At 58.3% G+C, this 25,101-nt stretch carries 22 protein-coding genes and 1 pseudogene; 11 read left to right on the top strand and 12 right to left on the bottom strand.

Annotated features, from left to right (window positions below):
• The 4 genes from ACMWL8_RS20895 to ACMWL8_RS20880 all read left to right on the top strand — a co-directional run.
• Positions 1-67: hypothetical protein (locus tag ACMWL8_RS20895; RefSeq protein ID WP_240516136.1), on the top strand; the 67-nt coding region annotated here is incomplete at its 5' end.
• A gap of 213 nt (positions 68-280) precedes the next feature.
• On the top strand, positions 281-925 hold the full coding sequence (gene adk, locus ACMWL8_RS20890) for an adenylate kinase (protein ID WP_006809841.1): 645 nt from the start codon (positions 281-283) through the stop codon (positions 923-925).
• A 124-nt stretch (positions 926-1,049) separates the two neighbouring features.
• A complete protein-coding gene (gene hemH, locus ACMWL8_RS20885; protein WP_045260695.1) occupies positions 1,050-2,012 on the top strand; it encodes a ferrochelatase in 963 nt (320 codons plus the stop codon).
• 62 nt (positions 2,013-2,074) lie between these two features.
• A complete protein-coding gene (locus ACMWL8_RS20880) occupies positions 2,075-3,379 on the top strand; it encodes an inosine/guanosine kinase (RefSeq protein WP_045260696.1) in 1,305 nt (434 codons plus the stop codon).
• A 93-nt stretch (positions 3,380-3,472) separates the two neighbouring features.
• Here the strand turns inward: ACMWL8_RS20880 and ybaL are convergent, their stop codons facing one another.
• The gene (gene ybaL, locus ACMWL8_RS20875) at positions 3,473-5,149 is read right to left on the bottom strand and encodes a YbaL family putative K(+) efflux transporter (protein ID WP_045260697.1); all 1,677 of its coding nucleotides are present in this window, start codon (positions 5,147-5,149) and stop codon (positions 3,473-3,475) included.
• Between the two features lie 232 nt (positions 5,150-5,381).
• Entirely contained in the window at positions 5,382-6,590 is a 1,209-nt protein-coding gene (locus ACMWL8_RS20870) for an MFS transporter (RefSeq protein ID WP_028012201.1), read from the bottom strand.
• Positions 6,591-6,754: 164 nt separating this feature from the next.
• Here ACMWL8_RS20870 and ushA point away from each other — a divergent pair, with 164 nt between their 5' ends.
• Positions 6,755-8,407: a bifunctional UDP-sugar hydrolase/5'-nucleotidase UshA gene (ushA, locus tag ACMWL8_RS20865; protein WP_045260698.1), complete on the top strand. Its 1,653-nt coding sequence runs from the start codon at positions 6,755-6,757 to the stop codon at positions 8,405-8,407.
• 119 nt (positions 8,408-8,526) lie between these two features.
• On the opposite strand, the gene ybaK is transcribed toward ushA, so the two are convergent.
• The 3 genes from ybaK to copA all read right to left on the bottom strand — a co-directional run bounded on the left by ybaK (position 8,527) and on the right by copA (position 12,548).
• On the bottom strand, positions 8,527-9,006 hold the full coding sequence (gene ybaK / locus ACMWL8_RS20860; protein ID WP_045260699.1) for a Cys-tRNA(Pro)/Cys-tRNA(Cys) deacylase YbaK: 480 nt from the start codon (positions 9,004-9,006) through the stop codon (positions 8,527-8,529).
• Between the two features lie 198 nt (positions 9,007-9,204).
• Positions 9,205-9,999, bottom strand: a complete 795-nt coding sequence (locus tag ACMWL8_RS20855; RefSeq protein ID WP_045260700.1) for a TraB/GumN family protein — start codon at positions 9,997-9,999, stop codon at positions 9,205-9,207.
• A 50-nt stretch (positions 10,000-10,049) separates the two neighbouring features.
• Positions 10,050-12,548 carry a copper-exporting P-type ATPase CopA gene (gene copA, locus ACMWL8_RS20850; RefSeq protein ID WP_045260701.1) on the bottom strand — a complete coding sequence of 833 codons (2,499 nt, stop codon included), beginning with the start codon at positions 12,546-12,548 and terminating at the stop codon, positions 10,050-10,052.
• A 108-nt stretch (positions 12,549-12,656) separates the two neighbouring features.
• On the opposite strand from copA, the gene cueR reads away from it, so the two are divergent.
• Positions 12,657-13,067 (top strand): Cu(I)-responsive transcriptional regulator, encoded by a 411-nt coding sequence (cueR, locus tag ACMWL8_RS20845; RefSeq protein ID WP_028012206.1) that lies wholly within the window; start codon positions 12,657-12,659, stop codon positions 13,065-13,067.
• Here the strand turns inward: cueR and ACMWL8_RS20840 are convergent.
• The 3 genes from ACMWL8_RS20840 to ACMWL8_RS20830 all read right to left on the bottom strand — a co-directional run bounded on the left by ACMWL8_RS20840 (position 13,064) and on the right by ACMWL8_RS20830 (position 15,395).
• Entirely contained in the window at positions 13,064-13,516 is a 453-nt protein-coding gene (locus tag ACMWL8_RS20840) for an NfeD family protein (protein ID WP_028012207.1), read from the bottom strand. The genes cueR and ACMWL8_RS20840 overlap by 4 nt on opposite strands.
• The gene (locus ACMWL8_RS20835) at positions 13,513-14,427 is read right to left on the bottom strand and encodes an SPFH domain-containing protein (protein WP_008499312.1); all 915 of its coding nucleotides are present in this window, start codon (positions 14,425-14,427) and stop codon (positions 13,513-13,515) included. The genes ACMWL8_RS20840 and ACMWL8_RS20835 overlap by 4 nt, the downstream gene beginning before the upstream one ends.
• Before the next feature lie 110 nt (positions 14,428-14,537).
• The gene (locus ACMWL8_RS20830) at positions 14,538-15,395 is read right to left on the bottom strand and encodes a hypothetical protein (RefSeq protein WP_045260702.1); all 858 of its coding nucleotides are present in this window, start codon (positions 15,393-15,395) and stop codon (positions 14,538-14,540) included.
• 246 nt (positions 15,396-15,641) lie between these two features.
• On the opposite strand from ACMWL8_RS20830, the gene fetA reads away from it, so the two are divergent.
• Positions 15,642-16,313 (top strand): iron efflux ABC transporter ATP-binding subunit FetA, encoded by a 672-nt coding sequence (fetA, locus tag ACMWL8_RS20825; RefSeq protein ID WP_045260703.1) that lies wholly within the window; start codon positions 15,642-15,644, stop codon positions 16,311-16,313.
• Positions 16,306-17,088 (top strand): iron efflux ABC transporter permease subunit FetB, encoded by a 783-nt coding sequence (gene fetB, locus ACMWL8_RS20820; protein ID WP_045260704.1) that lies wholly within the window; start codon positions 16,306-16,308, stop codon positions 17,086-17,088. Before fetA ends, fetB begins: the two co-directional genes overlap by 8 nt.
• A gap of 50 nt (positions 17,089-17,138) precedes the next feature.
• Here fetB and ACMWL8_RS20815 read toward each other — a convergent pair whose 3' ends face one another.
• Genes ACMWL8_RS20815 through tesA form a run of 3 tightly spaced genes read right to left on the bottom strand, consistent with a single transcriptional unit; the run spans position 17,139 to position 19,474 of the window.
• A complete protein-coding gene (locus tag ACMWL8_RS20815; RefSeq protein ID WP_045260705.1) occupies positions 17,139-17,993 on the bottom strand; it encodes a co-chaperone YbbN in 855 nt (284 codons plus the stop codon).
• A gap of 58 nt (positions 17,994-18,051) precedes the next feature.
• Positions 18,052-18,861, bottom strand: a complete 810-nt coding sequence (locus ACMWL8_RS20810; RefSeq protein ID WP_102863616.1) for an SDR family oxidoreductase — start codon at positions 18,859-18,861, stop codon at positions 18,052-18,054.
• The gene (gene tesA, locus ACMWL8_RS20805) at positions 18,851-19,474 is read right to left on the bottom strand and encodes a multifunctional acyl-CoA thioesterase I/protease I/lysophospholipase L1 (RefSeq protein ID WP_028012213.1); all 624 of its coding nucleotides are present in this window, start codon (positions 19,472-19,474) and stop codon (positions 18,851-18,853) included. The genes ACMWL8_RS20810 and tesA overlap by 11 nt, the downstream gene beginning before the upstream one ends.
• On the opposite strand from tesA, the gene ybbA reads away from it, so the two are divergent.
• From ybbA to ACMWL8_RS20790, 3 genes and pseudogenes are all read left to right on the top strand, one after another.
• Positions 19,445-20,131, top strand: a complete 687-nt coding sequence (ybbA, locus tag ACMWL8_RS20800; RefSeq protein WP_041912055.1) for a putative ABC transporter ATP-binding protein YbbA — start codon at positions 19,445-19,447, stop codon at positions 20,129-20,131. The genes tesA and ybbA overlap by 30 nt on opposite strands.
• Positions 20,128-22,542 carry a putative ABC transporter permease subunit YbbP gene (gene ybbP, locus ACMWL8_RS20795; RefSeq protein WP_045260706.1) on the top strand — a complete coding sequence of 805 codons (2,415 nt, stop codon included), beginning with the start codon at positions 20,128-20,130 and terminating at the stop codon, positions 22,540-22,542. Before ybbA ends, ybbP begins: the two co-directional genes overlap by 4 nt.
• A 182-nt stretch (positions 22,543-22,724) precedes the next feature.
• Positions 22,725-23,866: pseudogene (locus ACMWL8_RS20790) on the top strand (porin).
• Between the two features lie 122 nt (positions 23,867-23,988).
• Here the strand turns inward: ACMWL8_RS20790 and mnmH are convergent.
• Complete coding sequence (gene mnmH, locus ACMWL8_RS20785) at positions 23,989-25,059, bottom strand: tRNA 2-selenouridine(34) synthase MnmH (RefSeq protein WP_045260707.1); 1,071 nt, start codon at positions 25,057-25,059, stop codon at positions 23,989-23,991.
• Positions 25,060-25,101: the final 42 nt, after the last annotated feature.

Raw genomic sequence — 25,101 nt, 5'->3', positions numbered from 1 at the left:
GTACAGCACGAAAGTGGGGGTGATCGACCTGAAGAAAAAGTCGATCACCATGGGTAAAGGATGTTAAAAAGTGTTCACCATGTCCCCGAACACCTGTCTACCATGTCCCCGGACTGTACAGTGGGAGAGGGCCGGGGTGAGGGCACCAGACCGCACTCTCCCAAATTATCTCCCCCCATTAACCGTTTCAGCCTTCCCGCCTTCCTTGAGCCACGCCCGTTCTGGTGGTATTGTTTAGCGCTTTTGAAAAATTGAAACGACATTTGAGGGGATTTTCGCAATGCGTATTATTCTGCTTGGCGCTCCGGGCGCGGGTAAAGGAACTCAGGCTCAGTTCATCATGGAGAAATACGGTATTCCGCAAATCTCCACCGGTGACATGCTGCGCGCCGCTGTAAAATCTGGCTCCGAGCTGGGTAAACAAGCGAAAGACATCATGGACGCAGGCAAGCTGGTAACCGACGAGCTGGTTATCGCGCTGGTTAAAGAGCGCATTGCGCAGGAAGACTGCCGTAACGGTTTCCTGCTGGACGGCTTCCCGCGCACTATTCCTCAGGCTGACGCCATGAAAGAAGCGGGCATCAACGTGGACTACGTGCTGGAGTTCGACGTACCGGACGAGCTGATCGTTGACCGTATCGTTGGCCGTCGCGTACACGCTGCCTCTGGCCGCGTTTACCACATCAAATTCAACCCGCCTAAGGTTGAAGGCAAAGACGACGTGACCGGCGAAGAGCTGACCACCCGTAAAGACGATCAGGAAGAGACCGTGCGTAAACGCCTGGTGGAATACCATCAGATGACCGCGCCGCTGATTGGCTACTACACCAAAGAAGCGCAGGCGGGTAACACCAAATACGCCAAAGTTGACGGCACCAAAGCCGTGGCTGACGTACGTGCAGAGCTGGAAAAAATCCTCGGCTAATCGCGCGCCTCTCACCCGGGCTCCCGGGTGAGAAATATTCTCATCTTACCTATTACAGCAATGGGTTTCGTTTAAACGCATTTCCGCTACAATTGACAACCTATCAAATGGTTAAGAGGCGTGAATGAGTCAGGCGAAAACCGGCATCCTGCTTGCCAATCTGGGCACCCCAGAAGCACCCACTCCAGCGGCGGTAAAACGCTACCTGCGACAATTTTTAAGCGACACGCGCGTCGTGGATTTTCCGAGACTGCTGTGGTGGCCGCTGCTGCGTGGCGTCATTCTGCCGATTCGCTCTCCGCGCGTCGCCAAACTTTATCAGTCCGTCTGGATGGAAGAGGGCTCGCCGCTGATGGTGTACAGCCGTCGTCAGGAAAAAGCGCTGGCCGCCCGTCTGCCGGATATGCCCGTCGCACTCGGCATGAGCTACGGTAAACCTTCGCTGGAAAGCGCCGTCGATGCGCTGCTGGCACAGGGCGTGGATCATATCGTCGTGCTGGCCTTGTATCCGCAGTACTCCTGCTCGACGGTGGCCGCCGTCTGGGACGAGCTTGCCCGCATTCTGGCAACCCGCCGCCGCATTCCGGGCGTGACCTTTATTCGCGATTATGCGGATAACGATCTCTACATTAAGGCGCTTGCCAACAGCGCCCGAGCATCGTTTGAAAAGCACGGCGAACCGGATCTGCTGCTGCTCTCCTATCACGGTATTCCGCAGCGTTTCGCCAATGAAGGGGATGATTACCCCCAGCGCTGCCGCGATACCACCCGCGAGCTGGTCTCCGCCCTTGGCCTGCCGCCGGAGAAGGTGATGATGACCTTCCAGTCGCGCTTTGGCCGCGAGCCGTGGCTGACGCCGTACACCGATGAAACCCTCAAAATGCTCGGCGAGAAGGGCGTGAAGCACATTCAGGTGATGTCGCCGGGCTTCTCGGCGGACTGCCTTGAAACGCTGGAGGAGATCGCGGTGCAAAACCGGGAATTTTTCCTTGAGGCCGGCGGCGAAAAGTATGAGTACATTCCGGCGCTTAACGACTCACCTGAGCATATCGACATGATGGTCTCGCTGGTGACGAACAGCCGCTGATCGCACTCCGGGCCGGGTTTGTGCTACCATTCCCGGCCCATATTCTTCGTACAGTTCAGACCATGAAATTTCCCGGTAAACGCAAATCCAAACACTACTTTCCCGTCGATGCCCGCGATCCGCTCCTGCAGCAAATCCAGCCTGAAAATGAAACCAGCGCGGCCTGGGTTGTCGGTATCGACCAGACGCTGGTGGACATTGAAGCGAAAGTGGATGATGAGTTTGTCGCCCGTTACGGTCTGAGCGCCGGTCACTCGCTGGTGATTGAGGACGACGTTGCCGAAGCGCTGTATCAGGAGCTGGTGCGCGAAAATCTGATTACCCATCAGTTCGCTGGCGGCACCATCGGCAACACCATGCACAACTACTCGGTGCTGGCAGATGACCGCTCGGTGCTGCTCGGCGTGATGTGCAGCAATATCGAAATCGGTGGCTACGCCTACCGCTACCTGTGCAACACCTCCAGCCGCACCGATCTTAACTATCTCCAGGGCGTAGACGGGCCGATTGGCCGCTGCTTTACGCTGATCGGCGAATCCGGCGAGCGTACCTTTGCCATCAGCCCGGGCCACATGAACAAGCTGCGCGCGGAAAGCATTCCCGAAGAGGTGATCGCGGGCGCGTCTGCGCTGGTGCTGACCTCCTACCTGGTGCGCTGCAAGCCGGGCGAGCCGATGCCGGAAGCGACCATGAAGGCGATTGAGTACGCGAAAAAGTACGACGTGCCCGTCGTTCTGACGCTGGGCACCAAATTCGTGATTGCCGATAACCCGGAGTGGTGGCAGACCTTCCTGAAAGAGCACGTCTCGATTCTGGCGATGAACGAAGAAGAGGCCGAGGCGCTGACCGGTGAAAGCGATCCGCTGCTGGCGTCCGACAAAGCGCTGGACTGGGTGGATCTGGTGCTCTGCACCGCGGGTCCGGTTGGGCTGTATATGGCGGGGTTCACGGAAGAAGAGAGCAAGCGCAAAACCCAGCACCCGCTGCTGCCGGGGGCGATTGCGGAGTTCAACCAGTACGAGTTCAGCCGCGGCATGCGCCACAAAGACTGCGTGAATCCGCTGCGTATCTACTCCCACATTGCGCCGTATATGGGCGGGCCGGAGAAGATCATGAACACTAACGGCGCGGGCGACGGCGCGCTGGCCGCGCTGCTGCATGACATTACCGCGAACGCCTATCACAAAACTAACGTGCCGAACTCCAGCAAGCACAAGTTCAGCTGGCTGACCTATTCGTCGCTGGCGCAGGTGTGCAAGTACGCGAACCGCGTGAGCTATCAGGTGCTGAACCAGCATTCGCCGCGCTTAACGCGCGGTCTGCCGGAACGAGAAGACAGCCTCGAAGAGGCGTACTGGGACAGGTAAAAGCAAAACGGCAACCTGCGGTTGCCGTTTTTAGTATTTGTTCCCTCTCCCTGTGGGAGAGGGCCAGGGTGAGGGCATCAGGCCGCAGCAAACCTACCCCGTAACCGCCTCTTCAACTGGCGGCTTCGTCAGCAGCGTCAGCATGGTGTTCGCAATCTCACGCTCCCCCATCACCACCTGATTCGCACCGCGCTCGGTGATGTACTCTACCTCGTCGTCATAGTGCGCTCGGGCAATGATCTCAATACCGGGGCACTTCTCACGCGCGGAGGCCACAATCTCACCCGCTTCATAACCGTTTGGAATGGTCAGCAGCAGCCAGCGGGCACAGTCCAGATGCGCCAGCTCCATGATCTCTTCGTTCGCCGCATTGCCCAGCACCGCACGAATCCCGCGCTCGCGAAGCTCATCCACGCGGGTGCGTGACGTCTCAATCACCACCAGCGGAATGCCCTGCGCCATCAGCTTCTCGCCGAGCAGGCTGCCGACGCGGCCAAAGCCCACCAGCAGGGCGTGATTACAAATATCCACCGGGATCTGCTTCTCTTCTTCCGTTGCCTCTTCCAGCGTCTGCTCTTCGAGGGTTTCGGTCTTCTCGAGGTATTTTTCCAGCAAGGCAAACAATACCGGGTTTAGCATGATGGAGAGGATTGCCCCTGCCAGCACCAGATTTTGCCCCGCCTGCGGCAGCAGGTTCAGGGCCATGCCCAGACCGGCCAGAATAAAGGCGAACTCACCGATCTGCGCCAGGCTGGCGGCAATGGTCAGCGCCGTGCGCGGGGAGTGGCCGAACATTCGCACCAGGAAGAAAGCCGCGAGCGACTTACCAAAAATAATGATCGCCAGCGTGCCCAGCACGGCCAGCGGCTGCTGGATCAGCACCAGCGGGTCGAACAGCATCCCGACGGAGACGAAGAACAGCACGGCAAACGCATCGCGCAGCGGCAGCGTGTCGTGCGCCGCACGGTGGCTCAGCTCGGATTCGTTCAGCACCATCCCGGCGAAGAACGCCCCCAGGGCAAAGGAGACATCAAACAGCTCAACGGCACCGAAGGCGATGCCCAGCGCCAGCGCAAGGACGGAGAGGGTAAACAGCTCCCGGGAGCCGGTCGCCGCGCTGCGGGACATGATCCACGGCACCAGACGGCGGCCCACCAGCATCATGATGGCGATAAAGGCCACCACCTTACCGATGGTGATGCTCATATCCAGCGCCAGTGAGGCGAAGCCGACGTTGTCTTTTTCCATCATCCCGGCGACGGCGGGCAGCAGTACCAGCGTCAGGACCATGACCAGATCTTCTACAATCAGCCAGCCAATCGCGATTTGCCCGCGCTGGCTGTCTATCAACTGCCTCTCTTCAAGCGCGCGCAGCAGCACCACGGTACTGGCGGTGGAGAGGCACAGCCCAAAGACGATGCCGGTCATCAGCGACCAGCCCAGCACTGCCGAAAGCGCCATGCCCAGCAGCGTCGCCACCCCTATCTGGGCGATCGCTCCGGGTATGGCGATCGACTTTACCGCCATCAGGTCCTTCAGCGAAAAATGCAGACCGACGCCAAACATCAGCAGAATCACGCCCAATTCCGCCAGTTCAGGAGCCAGTTTGGTATCCGCAACAAAACCTGGCGTAAACGGTCCCGCCAGCACACCTGCCAGCAGATAGCCGACAAGAGGAGAAATACGCAGCTTATTGGCAATCATGCCAAGGATAAAAGCGAGCACAAGTCCACCAACAATGGTGGTAATAAGCGGTGTGGCGTGGTGCATTCCGTCTCCTTTCGTGGTGAGTGTTCCATTTTTGGCGTGAATACCAAAAAGCCAGGTAATAGTTTATGACAATTTTTACCCTTATGTTTATGAATAATTGTTGAAGTTTGAATAAAACAGCAATACGCGCGTAAAAAAGCGCATTTTGATAAATTACGCAAGAGGAGAAAGAAGAAACCCTTATGGCATCAGGCTGTCAGGCAGCCAAAGTCAAACTTTGGCTGCCCGTAATTTACGCTTTGTGGCGGTTATCAGGCAGGAATATGGTCAACATCCCAAGAAGCGGCAGGAAAGCGCAGATTTTGTAAACCAGGAAGATGCTGGTGTGATCCGCAACCATCCCTAATACGGCTGCGCCAAGGCCGCCCATCCCAAAGGCGAAACCGAAAAAGAGCCCGGAAACCATACCAATACGACCCGGCAGCAGCTCCTGAGCATAGACCAGGATGGCGGAAAACGCGGAGGCGAGGATAAAACCGATTATCACGGTTAAAATCCCGGTCCATTCCAGGCTTGCGTACGGCAAAATAAGGGTAAACGGCGCCACCCCGAGGATAGAGCCCCAAATGACATATTTACGGCCAATTTTATCCCCCACCGGCCCGCCAATGACCGTTCCTGCGGCCACCGCGAAGAGGAAAGCAAACAGGTGAAACTGCGCGTTTTGTACCGATAATCCGAATTTTTGCATCAGATAAAAGGTGTAATAGCTGCTGATGCTCGCCATATAGAAGTATTTCGAGAAAATCAGCACCAGCAGCACGGAGACCGCAAGAATGACCTTATTACGAGGCAGGGGATTGATAACCTTCGCTTTAGGTTTTCCTTTGTTCACGCGATGCTGGGCGGCGTACCAGCGGCTGATCTGTGCCAGCACGACAATGGCGAGCAGGGCGGCCAGCACAAACCAGGCCACATTGCCTTTGCCATACGGGGCGATAATCACCGCCGCCAGCAGCGGGCCGAGGGAGCTACCGAAGTTGCCCCCTACCTGGAAGAGTGACTGCGCCAGCCCGTGACGGCCACCGGAGGCCATACGCGCCACGCGTGAGGACTCCGGATGGAAGACGGACGAGCCGGTTCCCACCAGCGCGGCGGCGAGCAGAACCGCTTCAAAACTGCCTGCCATGGCCAGCAGCACCAGCCCGCTTAAGGTAAAGCACATGCCTATCGGCAGCGACCACGGCATCGGGTATTTATCCGTCCAGTAGCCCACCACCGGCTGCAGCAGCGACGAGGCCAGCTGGAAGGTCAGGGTGATCATCCCGATCTGTACGAAGGTTAACGAAAATTCGGACTGCAGCAGCGGGTATATCGCCAGAATCAACGACTGGATCATGTCGTTGAGCAGGTGCGAGAGGCTGATTGCGCCTAAAACTTTAAAAGAGGTGCGCGACGCCGGCGCGCCCGGAGCGGGCTGGGTTGATTCACTGATTGCCATAAATACCACGTCAATTTGTTATTAGAGATGCAGGGAGTAATTATTATCCGACTAACATACTCGTCCGTGACATTTGAAGAAAGTCGCAATTCTGAAAACTTATTTGTCTATTCTTGTTAGTCACTGTAATTTTTGCCTTTGTCTATTGGTCAGGGAGAGAGAAGATGAAGTTAATGAAGCGGGGCGTCGCGCTGGCGCTTATTGCCGCATGGGGCCTGGCAAGCCTGCCCGCGCAGGCGTATGAAAAAGATAAAACCTATAAAATCACCATCCTGCATACCAACGATCATCACGGTCATTTCTGGCGCAGTGAATACGGCGAGTATGGTCTGTCGGCGCAAAAAACGCTGGTGGACGGCATTCGCAAAGAGGTGGCGGCCCAGGGCGGCAGCGTGTTGCTGCTGTCGGGCGGGGATATTAATACCGGCGTGCCGGAATCGGATTTACAGGATGCTGAACCCGATTTCCGCGGCATGAATTTAATCGGTTACGACGCGATGGCCGTCGGCAACCACGAGTTTGACAATCCGCTGAGCGTGCTGCGCCAGCAGGAGAAATGGGCCAAATTCCCATTTCTCTCCGCCAATATTTACCAGAAAAGCACCGGCGAGCGCCTGTTTAAGCCCTGGGCGCTGTTTAAGCGTCAGGATCTGAAGATCGCGGTCATCGGCTTAACCACCGACGATACGGCGAAAATCGGCAACCCCGAGTTCTTTACCGATATCGAATTCCGTAAACCGGCGGACGAAGCGAAGCTGGTGATTCAGGAACTGCAGCAGAACGAAAAGCCGGACGTGATTATCGCCACTACCCACATGGGACACTACGATAACGGCGAGCACGGCTCCAATGCGCCCGGCGACGTGGAGATGGCGCGCAGCCTGCCAGCGGGCTCGCTGGCGATGATTGTGGGCGGTCACTCGCAGGATCCGGTGTGCATGGCGTCGGAGAACAAAAAGCAGGTGGACTACGTGCCGGGCACGCCGTGTGCGCCAGATCGTCAGAACGGGATCTGGATTGTGCAGGCCCACGAGTGGGGTAAATACGTGGGTCGGGCGGACTTTGAGTTTCGTAACGGTGAGATGAAGCTGGTGCGCTATCAGCTTATCCCGGTGAACCTGAAGAAGAAAGTCACCTACCCGGACGGGAAAAGCGAGCGCGTACTTTACACGCCAGAGATTGCTGAAAACCAGCAGATGCTCTCCCTGCTGACGCCGTTCCAGAACAAAGGCAAGGCGCAGCTGGACGTGAAAATCGGCACGCTGAACGGTCGTCTGGAAGGGGACCGCAGTAAAGTCCGCTTCGTGCAGACCAACATGGGCCATCTGGTGCTGGCGGCGCAGATGGCGCGCACGAATGCGGACTTCGGCGTGATGAGCGGCGGCGGCATTCGTGACTCCATCGAAGGCGGAAACATCACCTATAAAGACGTGCTGAAGGTGCAGCCGTTCGGCAACGTGGTGGTGTATGCGGATATGAGCGGGAAAGAGGTCGTTGACTACCTGACCGCCGTGGCGCAGATGAAGCCGGACTCGGGTGCCTATCCGCAGTTTGCCAACGTCAGCTTTGTGGCGAAGGACGGCAAGCTCAACGATCTGAAAATCAAAGGCGAGCCGGTAGACCCTGCGAAAACCTACCGTCTGGCGACGTTAAGCTTTAACGCCACCGGCGGCGACGGCTATCCGCACATCGATAATAAACCGGGCTACGTAAACACCGGTTTTATTGATGCGGAAGTGCTGAAGCAGTACATCGAGCAGAACTCGCCGATTGACGTGAATGCCTATGAGCCGAAAGGTGAGGTGAGCTGGCAGTAGTGTTGTGCGGCCTGATGCCCTCACTCCAACCCTCTCCCACCGGGAGAGGGCGTGAACACAAAAAACGGTAACGCCTGTTACCGTTTTGCTTTTACCTCGTAGCCGCCACCCGGCTTTTTTTACTCCCGGCGGGCAATATCCGCAAACTTCGCGTCCAGCATTTTCGCCAGATCGCACGCGGCCAGTTCAATATCCAGCCCGCGTTTACCGCCCGAAATATAGATCGTCTCAAATTCCTGCGAAGGCGCATCGATCAGCGTCGGCAGCCGTTTTTTCTGTCCGAGCGGGCTGATCCCGCCCACCAGATAGCCCGTGGTGCGTTGCGCAACCATCGGGTCCGCCATATCCACCTTTTTCGCCCCCAGCGCTTTCGCTACCTTTTTGAGATCGAGCTGTCCGGCAACGGGCGTTACCGCCACGGCGAGATGCTTCATATCGCCATTCACCGCCACCAGCAGCGTTTTATAGACCTGGTCAGCGTTCAGCCCCAGCTTGCGCACCACTTCATCACCAAAGTTGGTTTCGTTCGGATCGTGATCGTAGGTATGGATCCGGAAAGAAATATTGTTTTTTTCGAGTAATTTAACGGCGGGAGTCATAGCTATCCTTCTTACGACAGACAATTCATGCAGCCAGCATACGCCTGACGTTTGTCTAAAAAATAGCACCATCTTGCGCAATAGTGTTGGCAGTGATGGTCACTTTGAGCGACAATCGGCTCAGCCGAAGGTCACTTCGGTATAATAAAAACGATGAAATTCCTCTTTGACGGGCCAATAGAGATATTGGCCATTTTTTTATTTCAACAGCGACGGCAAATTCCCTTCGCCGTATAAATGCAGCGCCCCGACCGCGACCACGTACTGCCCCGCAGGTAAAGCATGCAGCGTCTCTCGCCAGGCTTTGTTGCGCGCATTCATCAGCACATCATAAAGCGATTCACTGAACGTCGACGGTAGCGCCAGCTTACCGTCCGCGGGCGGCGCATCCAGCCACCAGCCAATCATGGTTTGCAGCAGACGCGCGTTGGTGTGCCAGTGGGTCAGGGTATCATCCAGCAGCATCAGACCGTCGTCAGGAAGCTGGCGCAGGAGCGCAATCTGGCTGTCCGTCCCTTCCAGCTCGATGATGGGCATACGGCGCGCCCGCGCCACGTTCAGCAGCTGGTAATCAATGCCGTAGTCACCGCGCAGGCCCAGACGCTGCGCCTGCGTGGCCTGCAGCACCATCGCAATTTGCCACAGCGGCAGGTTGTCAATCATGGAGAGCGACACGCCGGTTTCTGCCGCCACGCGCCTCAGCTCCGCGAGCTGGTCGTCGTTCAGGCGCTCCGCCAGCGGGAGATCGCTTTCAAGCCCGGCAAACGGCGACTCGTGGCCGGAAATGTCCGCCTCGACGACCAGCGCGTCGGCGCGCTTCAGGCGTTTTATCAGACCGGATGGCAGAGGAGACATTCCCTGCGTGCCCATATGGATGCTGCCGACCAGGTGCAGGTGTTGCCCGCCGGGAAGCGAGATATCCAGGCCGGGCCAGGCATAGCGGCGGGGAAAGAGGGCGCGAAACGATGCTTTTATACGATTAAACAGACTCATACGCGCTCCATGACCGGAAAGGGTCATGCTAGCGCGTACGAGAACAAGGTTCAATCCTTCGGTTTAAACCGCAGCAGACGGTTGGCGTTGCTCACCACGGTAATGGAGGAGAGTGCCATCGCCGCACCCGCAACCACCGGGTTCAGTAGGGTGCCGGTCAGCGGCCATAAAATGCCGGCAGCAACCGGAATACCGAGCGAGTTATAGACGAACGCTCCCAGCAGGTTCTGCTTCATGTTGCGCAACGTAGCTTTCGAAATGGCCAGGGCGTCGGCAACGCCCATCAGGCTGTGGCGCATCAGCGTGATGGCCGCGGTTTCGATGGCGACATCGCTCCCGCCCCCCATGGCTATCCCTACGTCCGCCTGGGCCAGCGCCGGGGCGTCGTTGATGCCGTCGCCCACCATCGCCACCTGGCGACCCTGACTTTGCAGGTTCTTGATGGCGTCCGCTTTGCCGTCCGGCAACACGCCCGCAATCACCTCATCAATACCGGCCTCTTTCGCGATGGCGTTGGCGGTGGCCGGGTTATCCCCGGTCAGCATCACCAGGCGATAGCCCGCGCGGTGCAGGCGCTGTAAGGCATCCACGCTGTCCTGGCGAAGCGGATCGCGCACGGCCAGCAGCGCGGCGGCTTTGCCATCCACCGCCAGCAGAACCGGGGTGGCGCCCCGAGACGCCTGTGCTTTCAGCTCTTCTTCCAGCGCGGACGTATCAACACCGTTTTCATTCAGCAATGCCTGGTTACCCAGCAGCAGCGCGTGGCCGTCGGCTTCACCGCTGACGCCAAGCCCGCGCAGGGTACGGAAATTGCTGACCTGCGGCAGGGCAGAAGCATTCGCCTTATCGAGAATGGCGCGGGCCAGCGGGTGGCTGGAACCCTGCTCCAGCGCGGCGGCAAGGCGCAGCGCGTCCTCTTGCGCAATGCCAGCGGTGCTCACGGCCACTACCTGCGGTTTGCCCTCGGTCAGCGTGCCGGTTTTATCAAAGACAATCGTATCCAGGGTGCTTGCCCGCTGCAGGGCATCCGCATCACGGACCAGCACGCCAAACTCGGCGGCACGGCCCACGCCGGAGATAATTGACATCGGCGTCGCCAGGCCAAGAGCGCACGGACAGGCGATGATCAGCACCGTAGTGGCGATGACCAGGGTGTAGACAATCTGCGGTGCCGGGCCGAAGAAATACCAGATTGCCGCGCTCAGCAGAGCAATGCCGACCACTACCGGCACAAAAATGGCCGAGATTTTGTCAGCAAGCTGGCCAATCTCCGGCTTGCTGCTCTGGGCCTGGCGGACCATGCGGATAATACGCGACAGCGTGGTGTGGCTACCGACGGCACTGGCGCGGAACAGCACGCTGCCGTCCTGCACTACCGTACCGGCATGAACCGCATCGCCCTGTGATTTTTGTTGGGGGATCGGCTCCCCGGTCAACATCGCTTCATCCAGCCAGGCGTCGCCCTGGGTGATTTCACCGTCGACGGGCACCCGGTCGCCGGTGGTCAGGCGCAGCGTCATGCCCGGCTGTACCTCCGCCAGCGGGACGCTTTTTTCCCCATCGTCCGTGACCACGCGGGCCGTCGGCGGGGTTAAATCGAGCAAGCGTTCCAGCGCTTTCGAGGAGCGCTGACGGGCGCGCGCTTCCAGCATGTGGCCCAGGTTAATCAGGCCGATAATCATGGCGCTGGCTTCATAATAGAGATGGCGGGCTTCCATCGGGAACCACTGGGGCCAGACGTTCACGCTCATGGAGTAAAGCCACGCCGCGCCGGTACCGAGCGCAACCAGCGTATCCATCGTCGCCGTGCGGTTTTTCAGGCTCTTCCAGGCGCTGGTATAAAAATGCCCACCTGCAAAGACCATGACCGCAAGGGTAATTAAACCAATCACCAGCCACAGCGTGCGGTTGTCTGCGGTGACCATCATGTTGTCACCCATCATGCCCCACACCATCACCGGAATACCGACCAGCAGGGCGACGATCGCCTGCCAGCGGAAGCGCTTCATGGTGGCAATAGCCGTTTCCTGCTGGCGTTCGCGGCGCTCGGCATCATCTTCGATAGCCTCCGCCCCGTAGCCCGCTTTTTCCACGGCCTGCACTAAATCTGCGGCGGAGGCACTGCCCATCACCAGCGCAGTACGCTCCGCAAGGTTGACCCGTGCCTGTGCGACGCCCGGTACCGCCTGCAGGGCGTTCTGCACGCGGGAGACGCAGCTGGCGCAGCTCATGCCGTTGATCAGCAGCTGTTGGCTGTCATCAATATCATCCGCTGCCGGAAGCTCAGGAGTGGCCGCTGTCAGTGCTTCCGACGGGGATGATGACTCTGCCAGCGGGTTAGCCTTTGGGTGGCTTAACTCCGCCCCATAACCGGCCTGTTTAATGGTATCAATCAGCGCGTCCGCGCTGGCGCTGCCGGTCACGGCGGCATGGTCGATAGTCACTTCAGCGCTTTCAACGTCAGGACGCTGTTCCAGGCTTTCTTTAACGCGTTTGACGCAGTGGCCGCAGGAGAGGCCGTCCAGCGTCAGGTCGATAGTGTGAGACATAACAAAACTCCCGTATAATATATTGGTCAGTTGTTGACCGGAGTAACGCTTTTCGCTAACTGTTATGAAGGTTAAACCTTCCATCAAGGGGAAGGTCAAGGGGGAAATGTGAATATCAGTGACGTGGCAAAAAAAACCGGCTTAACCAGCAAGGCGATCCGCTTTTATGAAGAGAAGGGGCTGGTAACGCCACCGCTGCGCAGTGAAAACGGCTACCGCAGCTACACGCAGCTGCATCTCGATGAACTGACGCTGCTGCGCCAGGCAAGACAGGTGGGGTTTAACCTGGAAGAGTGCGGCGAGCTGGTTAACCTGTTTAACGATCCGAAGCGCCACAGCGCGGACGTGAAAAAACGCACGCTGGAAAAAGTGGCGGAGATCGAGCGCCACATTATCGAGCTACAGGCGATGCGCGAACAGCTGCTGCAGCTGGCGGAATCCTGCCCGGGTGATGACAGCGCCGACTGCCCGATTATTGATAATCTTGCCGGCTGCTGCCATCGCAAAACCCACGTCTAGCAGGCTTTTACCCGCAGCGTAATCCCTTCCACCGCAATGACCTCAACCTGCGTTCCGGCACTGAGGTCGTCGTCGGCCACCACCGGCCACGAGCTGTCGCCCACGCGCATGTGCCCGCGCCCGTTCACCAGCGCGGCGTCGAGCGTAAAGCGCTTGCCGACAATTTGCTGTCCGCGCTGGTTAAGATGCGCGTCCAGCGGTTTCTGCTCTTTGACCTGACGGTTAAGCCAGCGCCACCACAGCCAGGCGGCAACCAGCGTCAGCACGGCAAACAGCGCGCCCTGCCACGCCCAGCCCAGAGGAAGGATCCAGACCAGCAGGCCCGTAATGACAGCGGCAACACCGCTCCAGAGCAGGTAGCCGTTGCCGCCAAGCATCTCCGCCGCCAGCAATAAGCCACCGAGGCTTAGCCAGAAGGCATGAGGATGTGCAACGATGAGCTCAATCATTTTTTACGCTCGTTTCCGCTGTCTTTGATCAGTTCGGCGATCCCCGCGATAGAGCCCATCAGGCTGCTGGCGTCCAGGGGCATCATCACCACTTTGCTGTTGTTCGCGGAGCCGATCTCTTTCAGCGCATCGGTATATTTTTGCGCCACGAAGTAGTTCACGGCCTGGATATCTCCGGCGGCAATCGCCTCGGAGACCATCTGTGTCGCACGGGCTTCCGCTTCTGCGGAACGTTCACGCGCTTCCGCCTGTAAGAACGCGGACTGACGGTCGCCTTCGGCTTTCAGGATCTGCGACTGTTTTTCCCCTTCCGCTTTGAGGATCTCCGCCTGACGGACCCCTTCGGCTTCCAGAATATAGGCACGCTTGGTACGCTCGGCCTTCATCTGCGCGTTCATGGAGGCGATCAGCTCTGCTGGTGGGCGCACGTCGCGGATCTCAATACGGGTGACTTTGATCCCCCACGGGTTCGTTGCCTCGTCAACAATGTGCAGCAGGCGGGTATTGATGCTGTCGCGCTGGGAGAGCATTTCGTCCAGCTCCATCGAGCCGAGCACGGTACGGATGTTGGTCATCGTCAGGTTGACGATCGCCAGCTCCAGGTTGCTCACCTCATAGGCCGCTTTCGGCGCATCAATCACCTGAATAAAGCAGACGGCATCAATGGTAACGTTGGCGTTATCTTTGGAGATCACTTCCTGAGAGGGGATATCCAGCACCTGCTCCATCATGTTGATCTTGCGGCCAATCCGGTCCATGAACGGAACAATCAGGCTCAGGCCGGGCTGCAGCGTGTTGGTATAGCGGCCGAAGCGCTCGACGGTCCACTGGTAACCCTGAGGGACAATTTTGACACCTGCGCCCACGATAACCAGCGCAACGAATATAAGGACGGGAACAACGATGAGCATAAAAACCTCCTGTTTTGCATGCTTTGATGAGAAAAAGCGCGTGTTTGCTATTCGTAAGTATATCGGCTAATGGGCTAAAATTCGCCCCGTCCGACGGGCGGGGCAGAGCGTTAGTGGTAGCTGTAGGTAAAGTCAGCGATCAGCGCATCGTCACCCGCATCGGCGATGGCTTTCGACAGGCCGTGATAGAAGGTCTCCAGCCCAATCTCTTCGACCTGGCGCAGCTGCTCGCGGATCGGCGCGCAGAACAGCTCCGCATTGCCCGCGCCCACGCGCTTGTTGTTCGGCGGAAGCTGACCGGTGATCCCTTTGAACCAGGTGCGAACCGCGCCCTTCAGAGAGGTGGGCGCGTCGTTGACGGCGTCGTGTCCCGTCAGAATTTGCAGCGTCGGGAACTGGTCTGCACAGACTGCCGTTTTCATACGCGCATAAAACTGGCTGAAGAGTTCGAAAGACTGCAGATCGGTGACTTTGGGTTTGGTCGTTTTGCCCTGAACGTTACCTGTCTTTTTCGCCGCGGGCTGCGCGGACGCCAGCTTATTGAGCTGCAGATCGAACAGCAGGTTCGCGTGTTCGCGTCGTTTGCTTACGTCCGGGAAGCGTTCGATAAACGCGCGGATAAATTCCGGCGTCATCAGGTCCGCAAAATCATGGTTGACCAGCCACTGGCCGCGGGCAAACTCACCGGGAGACTGGAACCAGGCCGGAACCTTGCCCGGCTCGAACTCTTTGACATTTCCTCTGCCGTCAATTTCAACGAAGCGAGTGCCGTTATCAAACGCAAAGCGGCAATTCTTCAGCTGAATGACCGGCTTCATCTTCAGCAGGCCCTTAACGAACCGGACAAGCTCTCCCCCGAACACATAAGCCGTAACGGATTCTGAAGCAATGGCGGCAAGAAGCTGATCGATGGTTTTCACGCCGGGTTCAAGTTCAGAAAACTCATAAAAAGTGTGAATATTAGACATTCTTGTACTTCCTTATTGTGTTGCGGGCAGAGCTTAACACCACTTTAACGAATGTTCTAAACCAGGGATACGGAAGTGTCGCTAAGGTCACGGCGTAAACTGTAAAGCGAAAGTGTAAAGCATGTCTAATGAATGCACGGTAAACACAATCGGAAGTCTTGGCAGCGAAAGGGGGCGTTAAAACGCGTTGTGACGAACGTGCGGCACGGATTATGCTAATAACGCTCAGGAGTTACTGGAAAAAATATGAACAACGAAAATGCAGTTTTGCAGATAAAGGACGTCGGCTTTCGTGTCGCAAATAACACGATCCTTCAGCACGTCGGGTTTACCCTTTTTCCCGGTGAGTTCAAGCTGATAACGGGGCCGTCAGGCTGCGGTAAAAGCACCTTACTGAAGATTGTGGCCTCACTGCTGAGCCCAACGGAGGGAACCATTCTGTTTGAAGGGCAGGATATTGCGTCACTTTCCCCGGAAAGCTATCGCCAGCAGGTCTCTTATTGCGTCCAAACGCCCGTGCTTTTTGGCGACACGGTTTTTGATAACCTGATTTTTCCGTGGCAAATCCGCAATAAAACGCCGGAGCCGGAAAAATTCATCGACGATCTGGCCCGTTTTGGCCTGGCGAAGGAGACGCTGACCAAATCCATCAGTGAGCTCTCGGGCGGTGAAAAGCAGCGCGTCTCGCTGATCCGTAATCTGCAGTTCTTACCGAAGGTATTGCTGCTGGATGAGATCACCAGCGCGCTCGATGATGCCAACAAACGCAACGTCAACGAGATTATTCATCGTTACGCCCGCGAGCAGAATATTGCCGTGCTGTGGGTGACGCACGACTCAAACGAAATTACCCATGCGGATGACGTGATTACGCTCCAGTCGCACGGCGGGAAAATGCAGGAGGCCAACCGTGGGTGAGCATAACATTACCAATGAATCTCTGGCGTTTTCGATGGTGCTGGTGCTGATTGCTATCGTCGTCAGCTACCGGGAAAAGCTGGGCCTGGAAAAAGATATTGTCTGGAGTATCTGCCGCGCGGTGGTTCAGCTCATCATCGTCGGCTATGTGCTGAAGTATATTTTCAACGTCAACCACGCGGTGCTGACGCTGCTGATGGTGCTCTTCATCTGCTTTAACGCGGCGTGGAACGCGCAGAAACGCAGTAAATATATTGATAAGGCGTTTATCTCGTCATTTATCGCGATTACGACCGGGACGGCGCTCACCCTGGCGGTGCTGGTGCTCTCTGGCTCGATTGAGTTTACGCCGATGCAGGTGATCCCTATTTCCGGGATGATTGCGGGAAACGCCATGGTGGCCGTTGGCCTGTGCTACAACAACCTCGGCCAGCGTTTCAGCAGTGAACAGCAGCAGCTGCAGGAGAAGTTAAGCCTGGGGGCGACGCCAAAAGTGGCTTCAGCGCGGCTGATTCGTGAGAGCATTCGCTCATCGCTGATCCCGACCGTGGATTCTGCCAAAACGGTGGGGCTGGTGAGCCTGCCGGGCATGATGTCGGGGCTGATCTTTGCCGGTATCGATCCGGTAAAAGCGATTAAGTATCAGATCATGGTGACGTTTATGCTGCTTTCCACGGCGAGCCTGTCCACCATCATTGCCTGCTACCTGACCTATCGGAAGTTCTACAACCCGCGCCACCAGCTGGTGGTGACGCAGTTGAAAAAGACGGGGTAATATCCGTTTTTGTAGGCCCGGTAAGCGTTAGCGCCACCGGGCATTTTTTGTTAGTAGAGCAGCGCGTACAACTGACGACGATACTTCGACGCCAGCGCGTCTCCGGTGCCCAGCGCGGCCAGGATCTCCTGGAACATCTTGCGCGCCTGACCGTCTGCGGCAGCCAGATCTTTCTGCAGGTGGCTAAACAGCAGCTCCAGCGCCTCTTCGTTACGTCCCACCTGATGCAGCTGGAGCGCCAGCTGGCTTGCCAGCGCGGCATCCGCCGGGTTGTCGGCCACCTGCAGCTGCAGCTGCTGAATTTCCGGGGTGTCAGCCGCCTGCTTCAGCAGCTCAATCTGCGCGACCAGCCCCTGATAGCGGGTGTCCTGATCCTGCATTGGTACCGTCTTGAGCATGGCTTCCGCGTCTTCTGAACGGTGCAGGGCGATCTGCGTTTCCGCCAGCAGCAGGCCGATCTGGCTGTTCTGGTTCGACAGCTGCCACGCCTCTTTCAGCAGCGGCAGCGCCTCGTCGTATTTGCCTTCCTGCATCAGCGCCATCGCTTCCTGCGCTTTCAGCTCTTCTTCGCGCGGCAGCACTTTATCCAGCAGGGCGCGAATCGCCTCTTCCGGCTGGGGGCCCTGGAAGCCATCGACAGGCTGGCCGTTCTGGAACAGATAAACGGTTGGAATGGCGCGCAGACCAAACTGCGACGCCACCATCGGTTCGGCGTCACAATCCAGTTTCGCCAGAATGAACTGACCGTTGTACTGCGCGGCAAGGCTTTCCAGCACCGGCGTCAGCTGCAGACAGTGCTGGCTGCGCTCAGACCAGAAGTAGAACAGCACCGGTTTAGCCATCGACTGTTCGAGGACCTGTTGCAGGTTTGCTTCTGTAATATTGACGATATTCTGTACGGACATGCGGCTTTCTCTTTTGTCGGTTTACTCTTTACATGGGGATGAGCGTCGTCGCTTCAACTCAGCCGTGCAAAATTTTGTCCATTATCCTGCCCGGCAGCAGGCGCTTTAACCAGCCGACGGCATGGGTGACCAGCGTCACCGGATAGCGCATTTTGGGATGCTCGCTCTCAAAAGCATGGCGCACTTTGGCAACCACCGCCTCTGGCCCGAGGGTAAAACGTGCGGCGATGCCGGGGTTTTCGACCGGCTTGTCCGCCTGCGTCTGGTTCACGTTTTCGGTAAAGCGGGTGCGGATCGGGCCGGGTTCAATCAGGCTGACCTTGATGCCGCTGTGGCGCAGCTCCATGCGCAGGGCGTCGGACCAGGCTTCCAGCGCATATTTACTGGCGGCGTAGGCGCCGCGGCCCGGGGTGGAAATCAGCCCCATCACTGAAGATGTCATCACGATGCGCCCTTCGCCGTGCGGCAGCATGGCCGGGAGCAGACGCATGGTGAGCTGATGGACGCCGAAGAAATTGGTTGAAAACTGCTTCTCCAGCGTTTCGCGCGAGAGCGTATCCAGCGGGCCATACACGCCGTAACCGGCATTATTAAAGAGACCGTACAGACGGCCTTCGGTCAGGGCTATCACCTCGTCGGCGGCGCGTTCAACGCTCTCCGGCGAGTCCATATCCAGCTGTATGCCGGTAAAGCCCAGCCCGTTCATGCGCTCGACATCGTCAGGCTTGCGGCACGCTGCCAGCACCCTAAATCCCTGGCGCTTTAGTTCAAGCGCGCTTTCAAGGCCGATTCCGCTGGAACATCCTGTAATTAAGACCGATTTTTGCATAACTTTACCTGTCAGGAACTCCGCTGAATTACGAGTCATGTTTAACTAAAGGAGCCAGCCGCGTTGCCATCCAGTCGGCAATAAACGGCTGCGCATCGCGATTGGGGTGGATACCGTCGTCCTGCATCCACTGGGGTTTGAGATAGACCTCTTCCATGAAAAATGGCAGGAGCGGAATATCAAACTCTTTGGCAAGCTTAGGGTAGATCGCGCTAAAGGCTTCATTATACCGACGACCGTAGTTGGCGGGCAGGCGAATTTGCATCAGCAGCGGCTGGGCGTTTGCCGCCTTGATGTCCCGCAAAATGGTGCGCAGCGTTTGCTCGGTTTGCTGCGGCTGGAAGCCACGCAGGCCGTCATTACCGCCAAGCTCAACCAGCACCCAGCGCGGCTGATGCTGCTTGAGCAGCGCAGGCAGGCGCGACAGACCCTGCTGCGAGGTATCGCCGCTGATGCTGCCGTTGATAACGGTCGTCTTGCTTTGCCATTTGTCATTGAGCAGAGCCGGCCAGGCCGCGCTGGCCGCCATGCGGTAGCCCGCGCTCAGGCTGTCGCCAAGAATCAGTAACGTGTCCGCTGCCGCCGCGCGGAAGGTCATCAGCATCAAAAACAGGAAGGGCAAATGCCAGCGGAAAACAGTGTTGAAGTTCATCGTCTTAAGAAGTCCGTCGGTCAGGGGGAGCAGGAGCTTTCAATCCTTACCGGAGTTGAACTCGTTGTCAAACGCGCCGAAACCATCGCGCTGATTGGCGAATCCGGTTCCGGCAAGTCTACGCTGCTGGCGATTCTGGCCGGTCTGGACGACGGCAGCAGCGGCGAAGTCCACCTGGTCGGGCAACCGCTGCACCAGCTTGATGAAGAGGCGCGAGCCGCGCTGCGCGCGCGGCATATCGGTTTTGTCTTTCAGTCCTTTATGCTGATCCCGACCCTGAACGCGCTGGAAAACGTCGAGCTCCCGGCGCTGCTGCGCGGCGAAAAGAGTCGCGAAAGCCGCACGCATGCGAAGGCGCTGCTGGAACAGCTCGGCCTGGGCAAGCGCCTCGACCATCTTCCCGCACAGCTTTCCGGTGGCGAGCAGCAGCGCGTGGCGCTGGCGCGGGCGTTTAACGGCCGCCCGGAAGTGCTGTTTGCCGATGAACCCACCGGCAACCTTGACCGTAAAACCGGGGATAAAATTGCTGATCTGCTGTTTTCGCTTAACCGCGAACATGGCACCACGCTGATCCTCGTGACCCACGATCCGCAGCTGGCCGCCCGCTGCGACCGCCGCCTGCGGCTGGTGAACGGTATTCTTCAGGAGGAAGCATGATCGCCCGCTGGTTCTGGCGCGAATGGCGCTCGCCCTCGCTGCTGATTGTCTGGCTGGCGTTAAGCCTGGCGGTGGCCTGCGTGCTGGCGCTCGGCAGCGTCAGCGACCGCATGGAAAAAGGGCTCAGCCAGCAGAGCCGCGAATTTATGGCCGGGGACCGGGCGCTGCAAAGCTCGCGTCCTGTGCCGCCTGGCTGGATTGAGGAAGCGCGCAAGGAAGGGCTAAAGGTGGGGGAGCAGCTCACCTTCCAGACCATGACCTTCGCGGGGGACACCCCGCAGCTCGCCAGCGTGAAGGCCGTGGACGACATCTACCCGATGTACGGGGAACTACAAACCAGCCCGCCGGGGCTAAAGCCGACGCCCGGCACGGTGCTGCTGGCATCGCGACTGATGGCGCTTCTCAACCTGAAGCCCGGCGACAGCATTGACGTTGGCGATGCCACGCTGAAAATCGCCGGGGAAGTGGTGCAGGAGCCCGACTCCGGCTTTAACCCGTTCCAGCTCGCGCCGCGCCTGCTGATGAACACCGCTGATGTCGCGAAAACCAACGCCGTACAGCCGGGAAGCCGCGTCACCTGGCGCTACAAGTTTGGCGGCACGCCCGCGCAGCTGGAGGCGTATGAAAAATGGCTTCTGCCGCAGCTCAAGCCGGAACACCGCTGGTACGGGCTGGAGCAGGACGAAGGGGCGCTCGGCAAATCCCTCGAACGTTCCCAACAGTTCCTGCTGCTGTCGGCGCTGTTAACCCTGCTGCTGGCGGTGGCGGCGGTTGCCGTGGCGATGGGGCACTACTGCCGCAGCCGCTACGACCTGGTGGCGATCCTTAAAACCCTCGGCGCGGGGCGGGCACAGCTGCGCAAGCTGATCGTCGGCCAGTGGCTGATGCTGCTGGCCCTCTCTGCGCTTACCGGCGGAATAATAGGCCTGCTGTTTGAAAAACTGCTGATGGTGATGCTGAAACCGGTGCTGCCGGCCGCTTTGCCCCCGGCAAGCCTCTGGCCGTGGCTGTGGGCGATGGGCGCGATGACGGTGATCTCGATGCTGGTGGGGCTGCGCCCGTACCGCATGCTACTCGCGACGCAGCCGCTGCGGGTGCTGCGCAATGATGTGGTGGCGAACGTCTGGCCGCTGAAGTTCTATCTTCCGGCGATTATTGCTGTTGCGGTCGGGCTGCTGGCCTGGCTGATGGGCGGCAGCACCCTGCTGTGGGCCGTGCTGGCCGGCGCGGTGGTACTGGCGCTGCTGTGCGGCGTGCTGGGCTGGATACTGCTCAACGTCCTGAAGAGGCTGACGGTAAAATCCCTGCCGGTGCGGCTGGCGGTCAACCGCCTGCTGCATCAGCCCTGGTCAACGCTCAGCCAGCTGTCGGCCTTTTCGCTGTCGTTTATGCTGCTGGCGCTGCTTCTCGTGCTTCGCGGGGATCTGCTGGATCGCTGGCAGCAGCAGCTTCCGCCGGAAAGCCCGAACTATTTCCTGATCAACATCGCACCGGAACAGGTGACGCCGCTGAAGGGCTTCCTGTCGGAGCATCACATTATCCCCGAGTCGTTCTACCCCATCGTCCGTGCGCGTCTGACGCAGATCAACGGCCAGTCAACCGAGGGTAACAAGGACGAGTCGCTTAACCGCGAACTCAATCTGACCTGGCAGGAGAAACGTCCCGACCATAACCCGATTACCGCCGGTAGCTGGCCGCCGAAAGCAAGAGAGGTGTCGATGGAAGAGGGGCTGGCGACGCGCCTGAACGTGAAGCTCGGGGACAGCGTGACCTTCACCGGTGATACCCAGGATTTTACCGCCAACGTCACCAGCCTCCGTAAAGTGGACTGGGAAAGCCTGCGGCCAAACTTCTTCTTCATCTTCCCGCCGGGCGCGCTGGACGGGCAGCCGCAGAGCTGGCTGACCAGCTTCCGCTGGGAAAACGGCAACGGCATGCTGACGCAGCTTAACCGGGAGTTCCCGACGGTGAGCCTGCTGGATATTGGCGCGATCCTCAAACAGGTCGGGCAGGTGCTGGAGCAGGTGAGCCGCGCGCTGGAGGTGATGGTGGTGCTGGTGACAATCTGCGGCATATTGCTGCTGCTGGCGCAGGTGCAGGTGGGCATGCGCCAGCGTCATCAGGAACTGATAGTCTACCGCACGCTCGGTGCGGGTAAGCGGCTGCTGCGGGCGACGCTCTGGAGCGAGTTTGCGCTGCTTGGGCTGGTGGCGGGTCTGGTCGCGGCGATTGGCGCGGAGACGGCGCTGGCGGTGCTGCAGACAAAGGTCTTCGACTTCCCGTGGGAGCCTGACTGGCGTCTCTGGCTAGTACTCCCTCTTTGCGGCGCGGTGCTGCTCTCCCTCTGCGGGGGCTGGCTCGGGGCGCGATTGTTAAAGGGCAAGGCTCTGTTCCGGCAGTTTGTGAATTGATTTGGCATGGTAATAATTACGCACCGGTTTTTATGCCGGTGCGTAATGCTTAAATAGCACAAAGTGATAATGCCAACGCATTTAGTAGCACAAAACATTAAAAACCCGCCCACACAGCCCGAAAATTTCCGGTTAATATTCACCGGCTAAATATTTAGCAGCGTGTCTATTAAGGAAAAATAATGACTATAAAAAAATCAGCGCTGGCGGCAACGATCGGCGCGGCAGTGGCATTGACTACTTTTGCATCTCAGGCAGAAATCACCGTACTTAAGCAGGATCCTCAGGCGGGTAACCCGCTGAGCCGCCTGAACTTCACCGTTGGCGGCAGTATTCGTCCTCAGTTCCAGAGACCGGCGATGACGGCAAAAACGGCTACAAGCGTAACGGCTTTGACGGCGGTACCCGCTTCCGTTTCGCGGCAGACTACTACCTGTTCGATGACATCAGCTGGATCAGCTACTACGAGCTGGGGGTGAACATTCCGGCGCAGTTTAACTGGGATAACCACTACGCCGACGGCGCGCACGACACCTCACGCCGCATGCTCTACACCGGCCTGAAGAGCGATACCTGGGGTACGCTGACCTTCGGCCAGCAGAACAGCGTTTACTATGATGTGGTGGGCGCGAAAACCGATATCTGGGACTACGACATGATCGGCCAGGCGCCGGGTAACGGGATCAACGGCGACTACGACGGCTCTTACCGTTCACGCCAGATGCTGAAATATAAGAAAACCGTGGGCGATGCGGACATCTATGCATCCTACCTGTTTGAAGACAGCGAATACCTGCCGGGCAACGGCCTGCGCTACAAGCGTAAAGGCGGCGGCTCACTGGGTATCGATTACCACCTGACCACCGATCTGACCTGGGGCGCTGCGTGGAACTACACCCGCGCGGACATGCGTAACCCGGACAACGGCGACAGCAAATCCTACGACCAGAATATTGTCGGTACTGCGCTGAGCTGGACGCCGGACAACTGGACCTTCTCCGCTGGCGGCGGCTGGTACCAGAACTTCCTGACCACCAAAAAAGTGTCTGTTAACGACTACTTTGCGGGCGACGCGTGGGGTATTGAATACTTCGCAGGGTACAAATTCCCAATCGGTCAGTACGCGGTGAAATCCATCCAGCCTTACTTCATGGGTGACCGCATCGAGTACGTGAACGGCCGTAACTACCAGCGCATCGACAACGGCGTGGGTATCAGCTTCCAGCTGGATTACGGTTTCCGCGTGGATTACGAACACGTGTTCACCTCCAGCACCGACAACCTGGGCGACATGAACCTGGTGCGTCTGCGTTACGACTTCTAAGGTGTCATGTAGGGTGCGGCCTGATGCCCTCACCCTGACCCTCTCCCACGGGGAGAGGGAAAAAACATTAAAAACGGCAACCCAGGTTGCCGTTTTGCTTTTACCTCGCCACCCGGCTTTTTTTAGCGATTAAGCCACTCGGCAATTTCTGCGAACGTCCCGCGATACACAATCTTCTCCGCTTTCTTCTCCAGCTGATAGCCGTACATCGGGTCGTAATAGTCCTTCAGCAGCGGTACAAGCCAGCTGAAGTGCGCGTCGGTGCTGCCCGTTCGCTGTTGTTCGGCAAGGGCCGCGTCCAGCAGCGCCGTAAATTCCGCAAAACGCTGTAGCCCAAGCCGGCGGCGAATGGCAAACAGGCCGTGGTGCAGGTACTCGCTGTACTCCTTCCAGCCCGCCTCCTCACCGTACGCGGCAGAAAAATCCGCCCACATGTGGTCAAAATACTCTTCGCGCAGGCGCTCAAGTCGGGTTTCAAACGGGTCTTCGACGACAACGATAGGGGCGTCAACCATGCGGTCGCGCAGGCACTCCGGCAGGTGGTTGGAGCCAATCATCCGGCCCTCGTCCTCCAGCACCCAGCGCGCGGCATCTTTTTTCAAGAGCTCAACCGCAAGGTGATTCTCGAAGCTCGCCTGGGAAAGCTGCGGCGTAAGCGTGCGGCCAAACGACGAGCCGCGATGGTGCGCCAGCCCTTCCAGATCGATGCCCTGCGCGTGCTGCTTCACCAGCAGCGTTTTACCGTTGCCGGTACAGCCGCCAATAAGCACCATCGGCTTTTGCGACTGCTCAATGGTGACCTGAATCGCCGTCTGGCGCAGAGCCTTATAGCCGCCGCGGATCAGCGGGTAGTCGATGCCAGCCTCTTTCAGCCAGGCCTGAGAGATATGTGAACGCTGACCGCCGCGCGCGCAGCAGAGATAGCCTTCGGGGTGCGCAAGGCTGGCTTCGCGCCAGGCGTTAATGCGCGCCTCCCGCGTCTCGCCGCTCACCAGGCTATGGCCGAGCGCCAGCGCGGCGTCGGGTCCCTGGCGCTTATAGCAGGTACCGACGGCGGCACGCTCGTCGTCGTTCATTAAGGGCAGGTTGAGTGCGGCGGGCATCGCACCCTGGGCAAATTCGATCGGCGCGCGAACGTCGATTAAAGGGGTATCAGACGCGAGGATCGCGCGATAGTCCGTTCCATCGTTCATGGTGATTCCAGAAGAAAACTCAGCAGCAATGGGCGGGGATTG

Origin of the sequence: Enterobacter sp. 04-C-12-SI-ECC (assembly GCF_047530715.1) — a bacterium.
Classification (GTDB): Bacteria; Pseudomonadota; Gammaproteobacteria; order Enterobacterales; family Enterobacteriaceae; genus Enterobacter; species Enterobacter bugandensis.
This window is presented reverse-complemented; position numbering and strand designations above follow the sequence as displayed.

Bases quoted from the DNA above. Each gene is read 5' to 3' on its own strand.
- adk (WP_006809841.1), top strand. From the start codon at position 281: ATGCGTATTATTCTGCTTGGCGCTCCGGGCGCGGGTAAAGGAACTCAG.
- hemH (WP_045260695.1), top strand. From the start codon at position 1,050: ATGAGTCAGGCGAAAACCGGCATCCTGCTTGCCAATCTGGGCACCCCA.
- ACMWL8_RS20880 (WP_045260696.1), top strand. From the start codon at position 2,075: ATGAAATTTCCCGGTAAACGCAAATCCAAACACTACTTTCCCGTCGAT.
- ybaL (WP_045260697.1), bottom strand. From the start codon at position 5,149: ATGCACCACGCCACACCGCTTATTACCACCATTGTTGGTGGACTTGTG.
- ACMWL8_RS20870 (WP_028012201.1), bottom strand. From the start codon at position 6,590: ATGGCAATCAGTGAATCAACCCAGCCCGCTCCGGGCGCGCCGGCGTCG.
- ushA (WP_045260698.1), top strand. From the start codon at position 6,755: ATGAAGTTAATGAAGCGGGGCGTCGCGCTGGCGCTTATTGCCGCATGG.
- ybaK (WP_045260699.1), bottom strand. From the start codon at position 9,006: ATGACTCCCGCCGTTAAATTACTCGAAAAAAACAATATTTCTTTCCGG.
- ACMWL8_RS20855 (WP_045260700.1), bottom strand. From the start codon at position 9,999: ATGAGTCTGTTTAATCGTATAAAAGCATCGTTTCGCGCCCTCTTTCCC.
- copA (WP_045260701.1), bottom strand. From the start codon at position 12,548: ATGTCTCACACTATCGACCTGACGCTGGACGGCCTCTCCTGCGGCCAC.
- ACMWL8_RS20840 (WP_028012207.1), bottom strand. From the start codon at position 13,516: ATGATTGAGCTCATCGTTGCACATCCTCATGCCTTCTGGCTAAGCCTC.
- ACMWL8_RS20835 (WP_008499312.1), bottom strand. From the start codon at position 14,427: ATGCTCATCGTTGTTCCCGTCCTTATATTCGTTGCGCTGGTTATCGTG.
- ACMWL8_RS20830 (WP_045260702.1), bottom strand. From the start codon at position 15,395: ATGTCTAATATTCACACTTTTTATGAGTTTTCTGAACTTGAACCCGGC.
- fetA (WP_045260703.1), top strand. From the start codon at position 15,642: ATGAACAACGAAAATGCAGTTTTGCAGATAAAGGACGTCGGCTTTCGT.
- ACMWL8_RS20815 (WP_045260705.1), bottom strand. From the start codon at position 17,993: ATGTCCGTACAGAATATCGTCAATATTACAGAAGCAAACCTGCAACAG.
- ACMWL8_RS20810 (WP_102863616.1), bottom strand. From the start codon at position 18,861: ATGACTCGTAATTCAGCGGAGTTCCTGACAGGTAAAGTTATGCAAAAA.
- ybbA (WP_041912055.1), top strand. From the start codon at position 19,445: ATGCCAGCGGAAAACAGTGTTGAAGTTCATCGTCTTAAGAAGTCCGTC.
- tesA (WP_028012213.1), bottom strand. From the start codon at position 19,474: ATGAACTTCAACACTGTTTTCCGCTGGCATTTGCCCTTCCTGTTTTTG.
- ybbP (WP_045260706.1), top strand. From the start codon at position 20,128: ATGATCGCCCGCTGGTTCTGGCGCGAATGGCGCTCGCCCTCGCTGCTG.
- mnmH (WP_045260707.1), bottom strand. From the start codon at position 25,059: ATGAACGATGGAACGGACTATCGCGCGATCCTCGCGTCTGATACCCCT.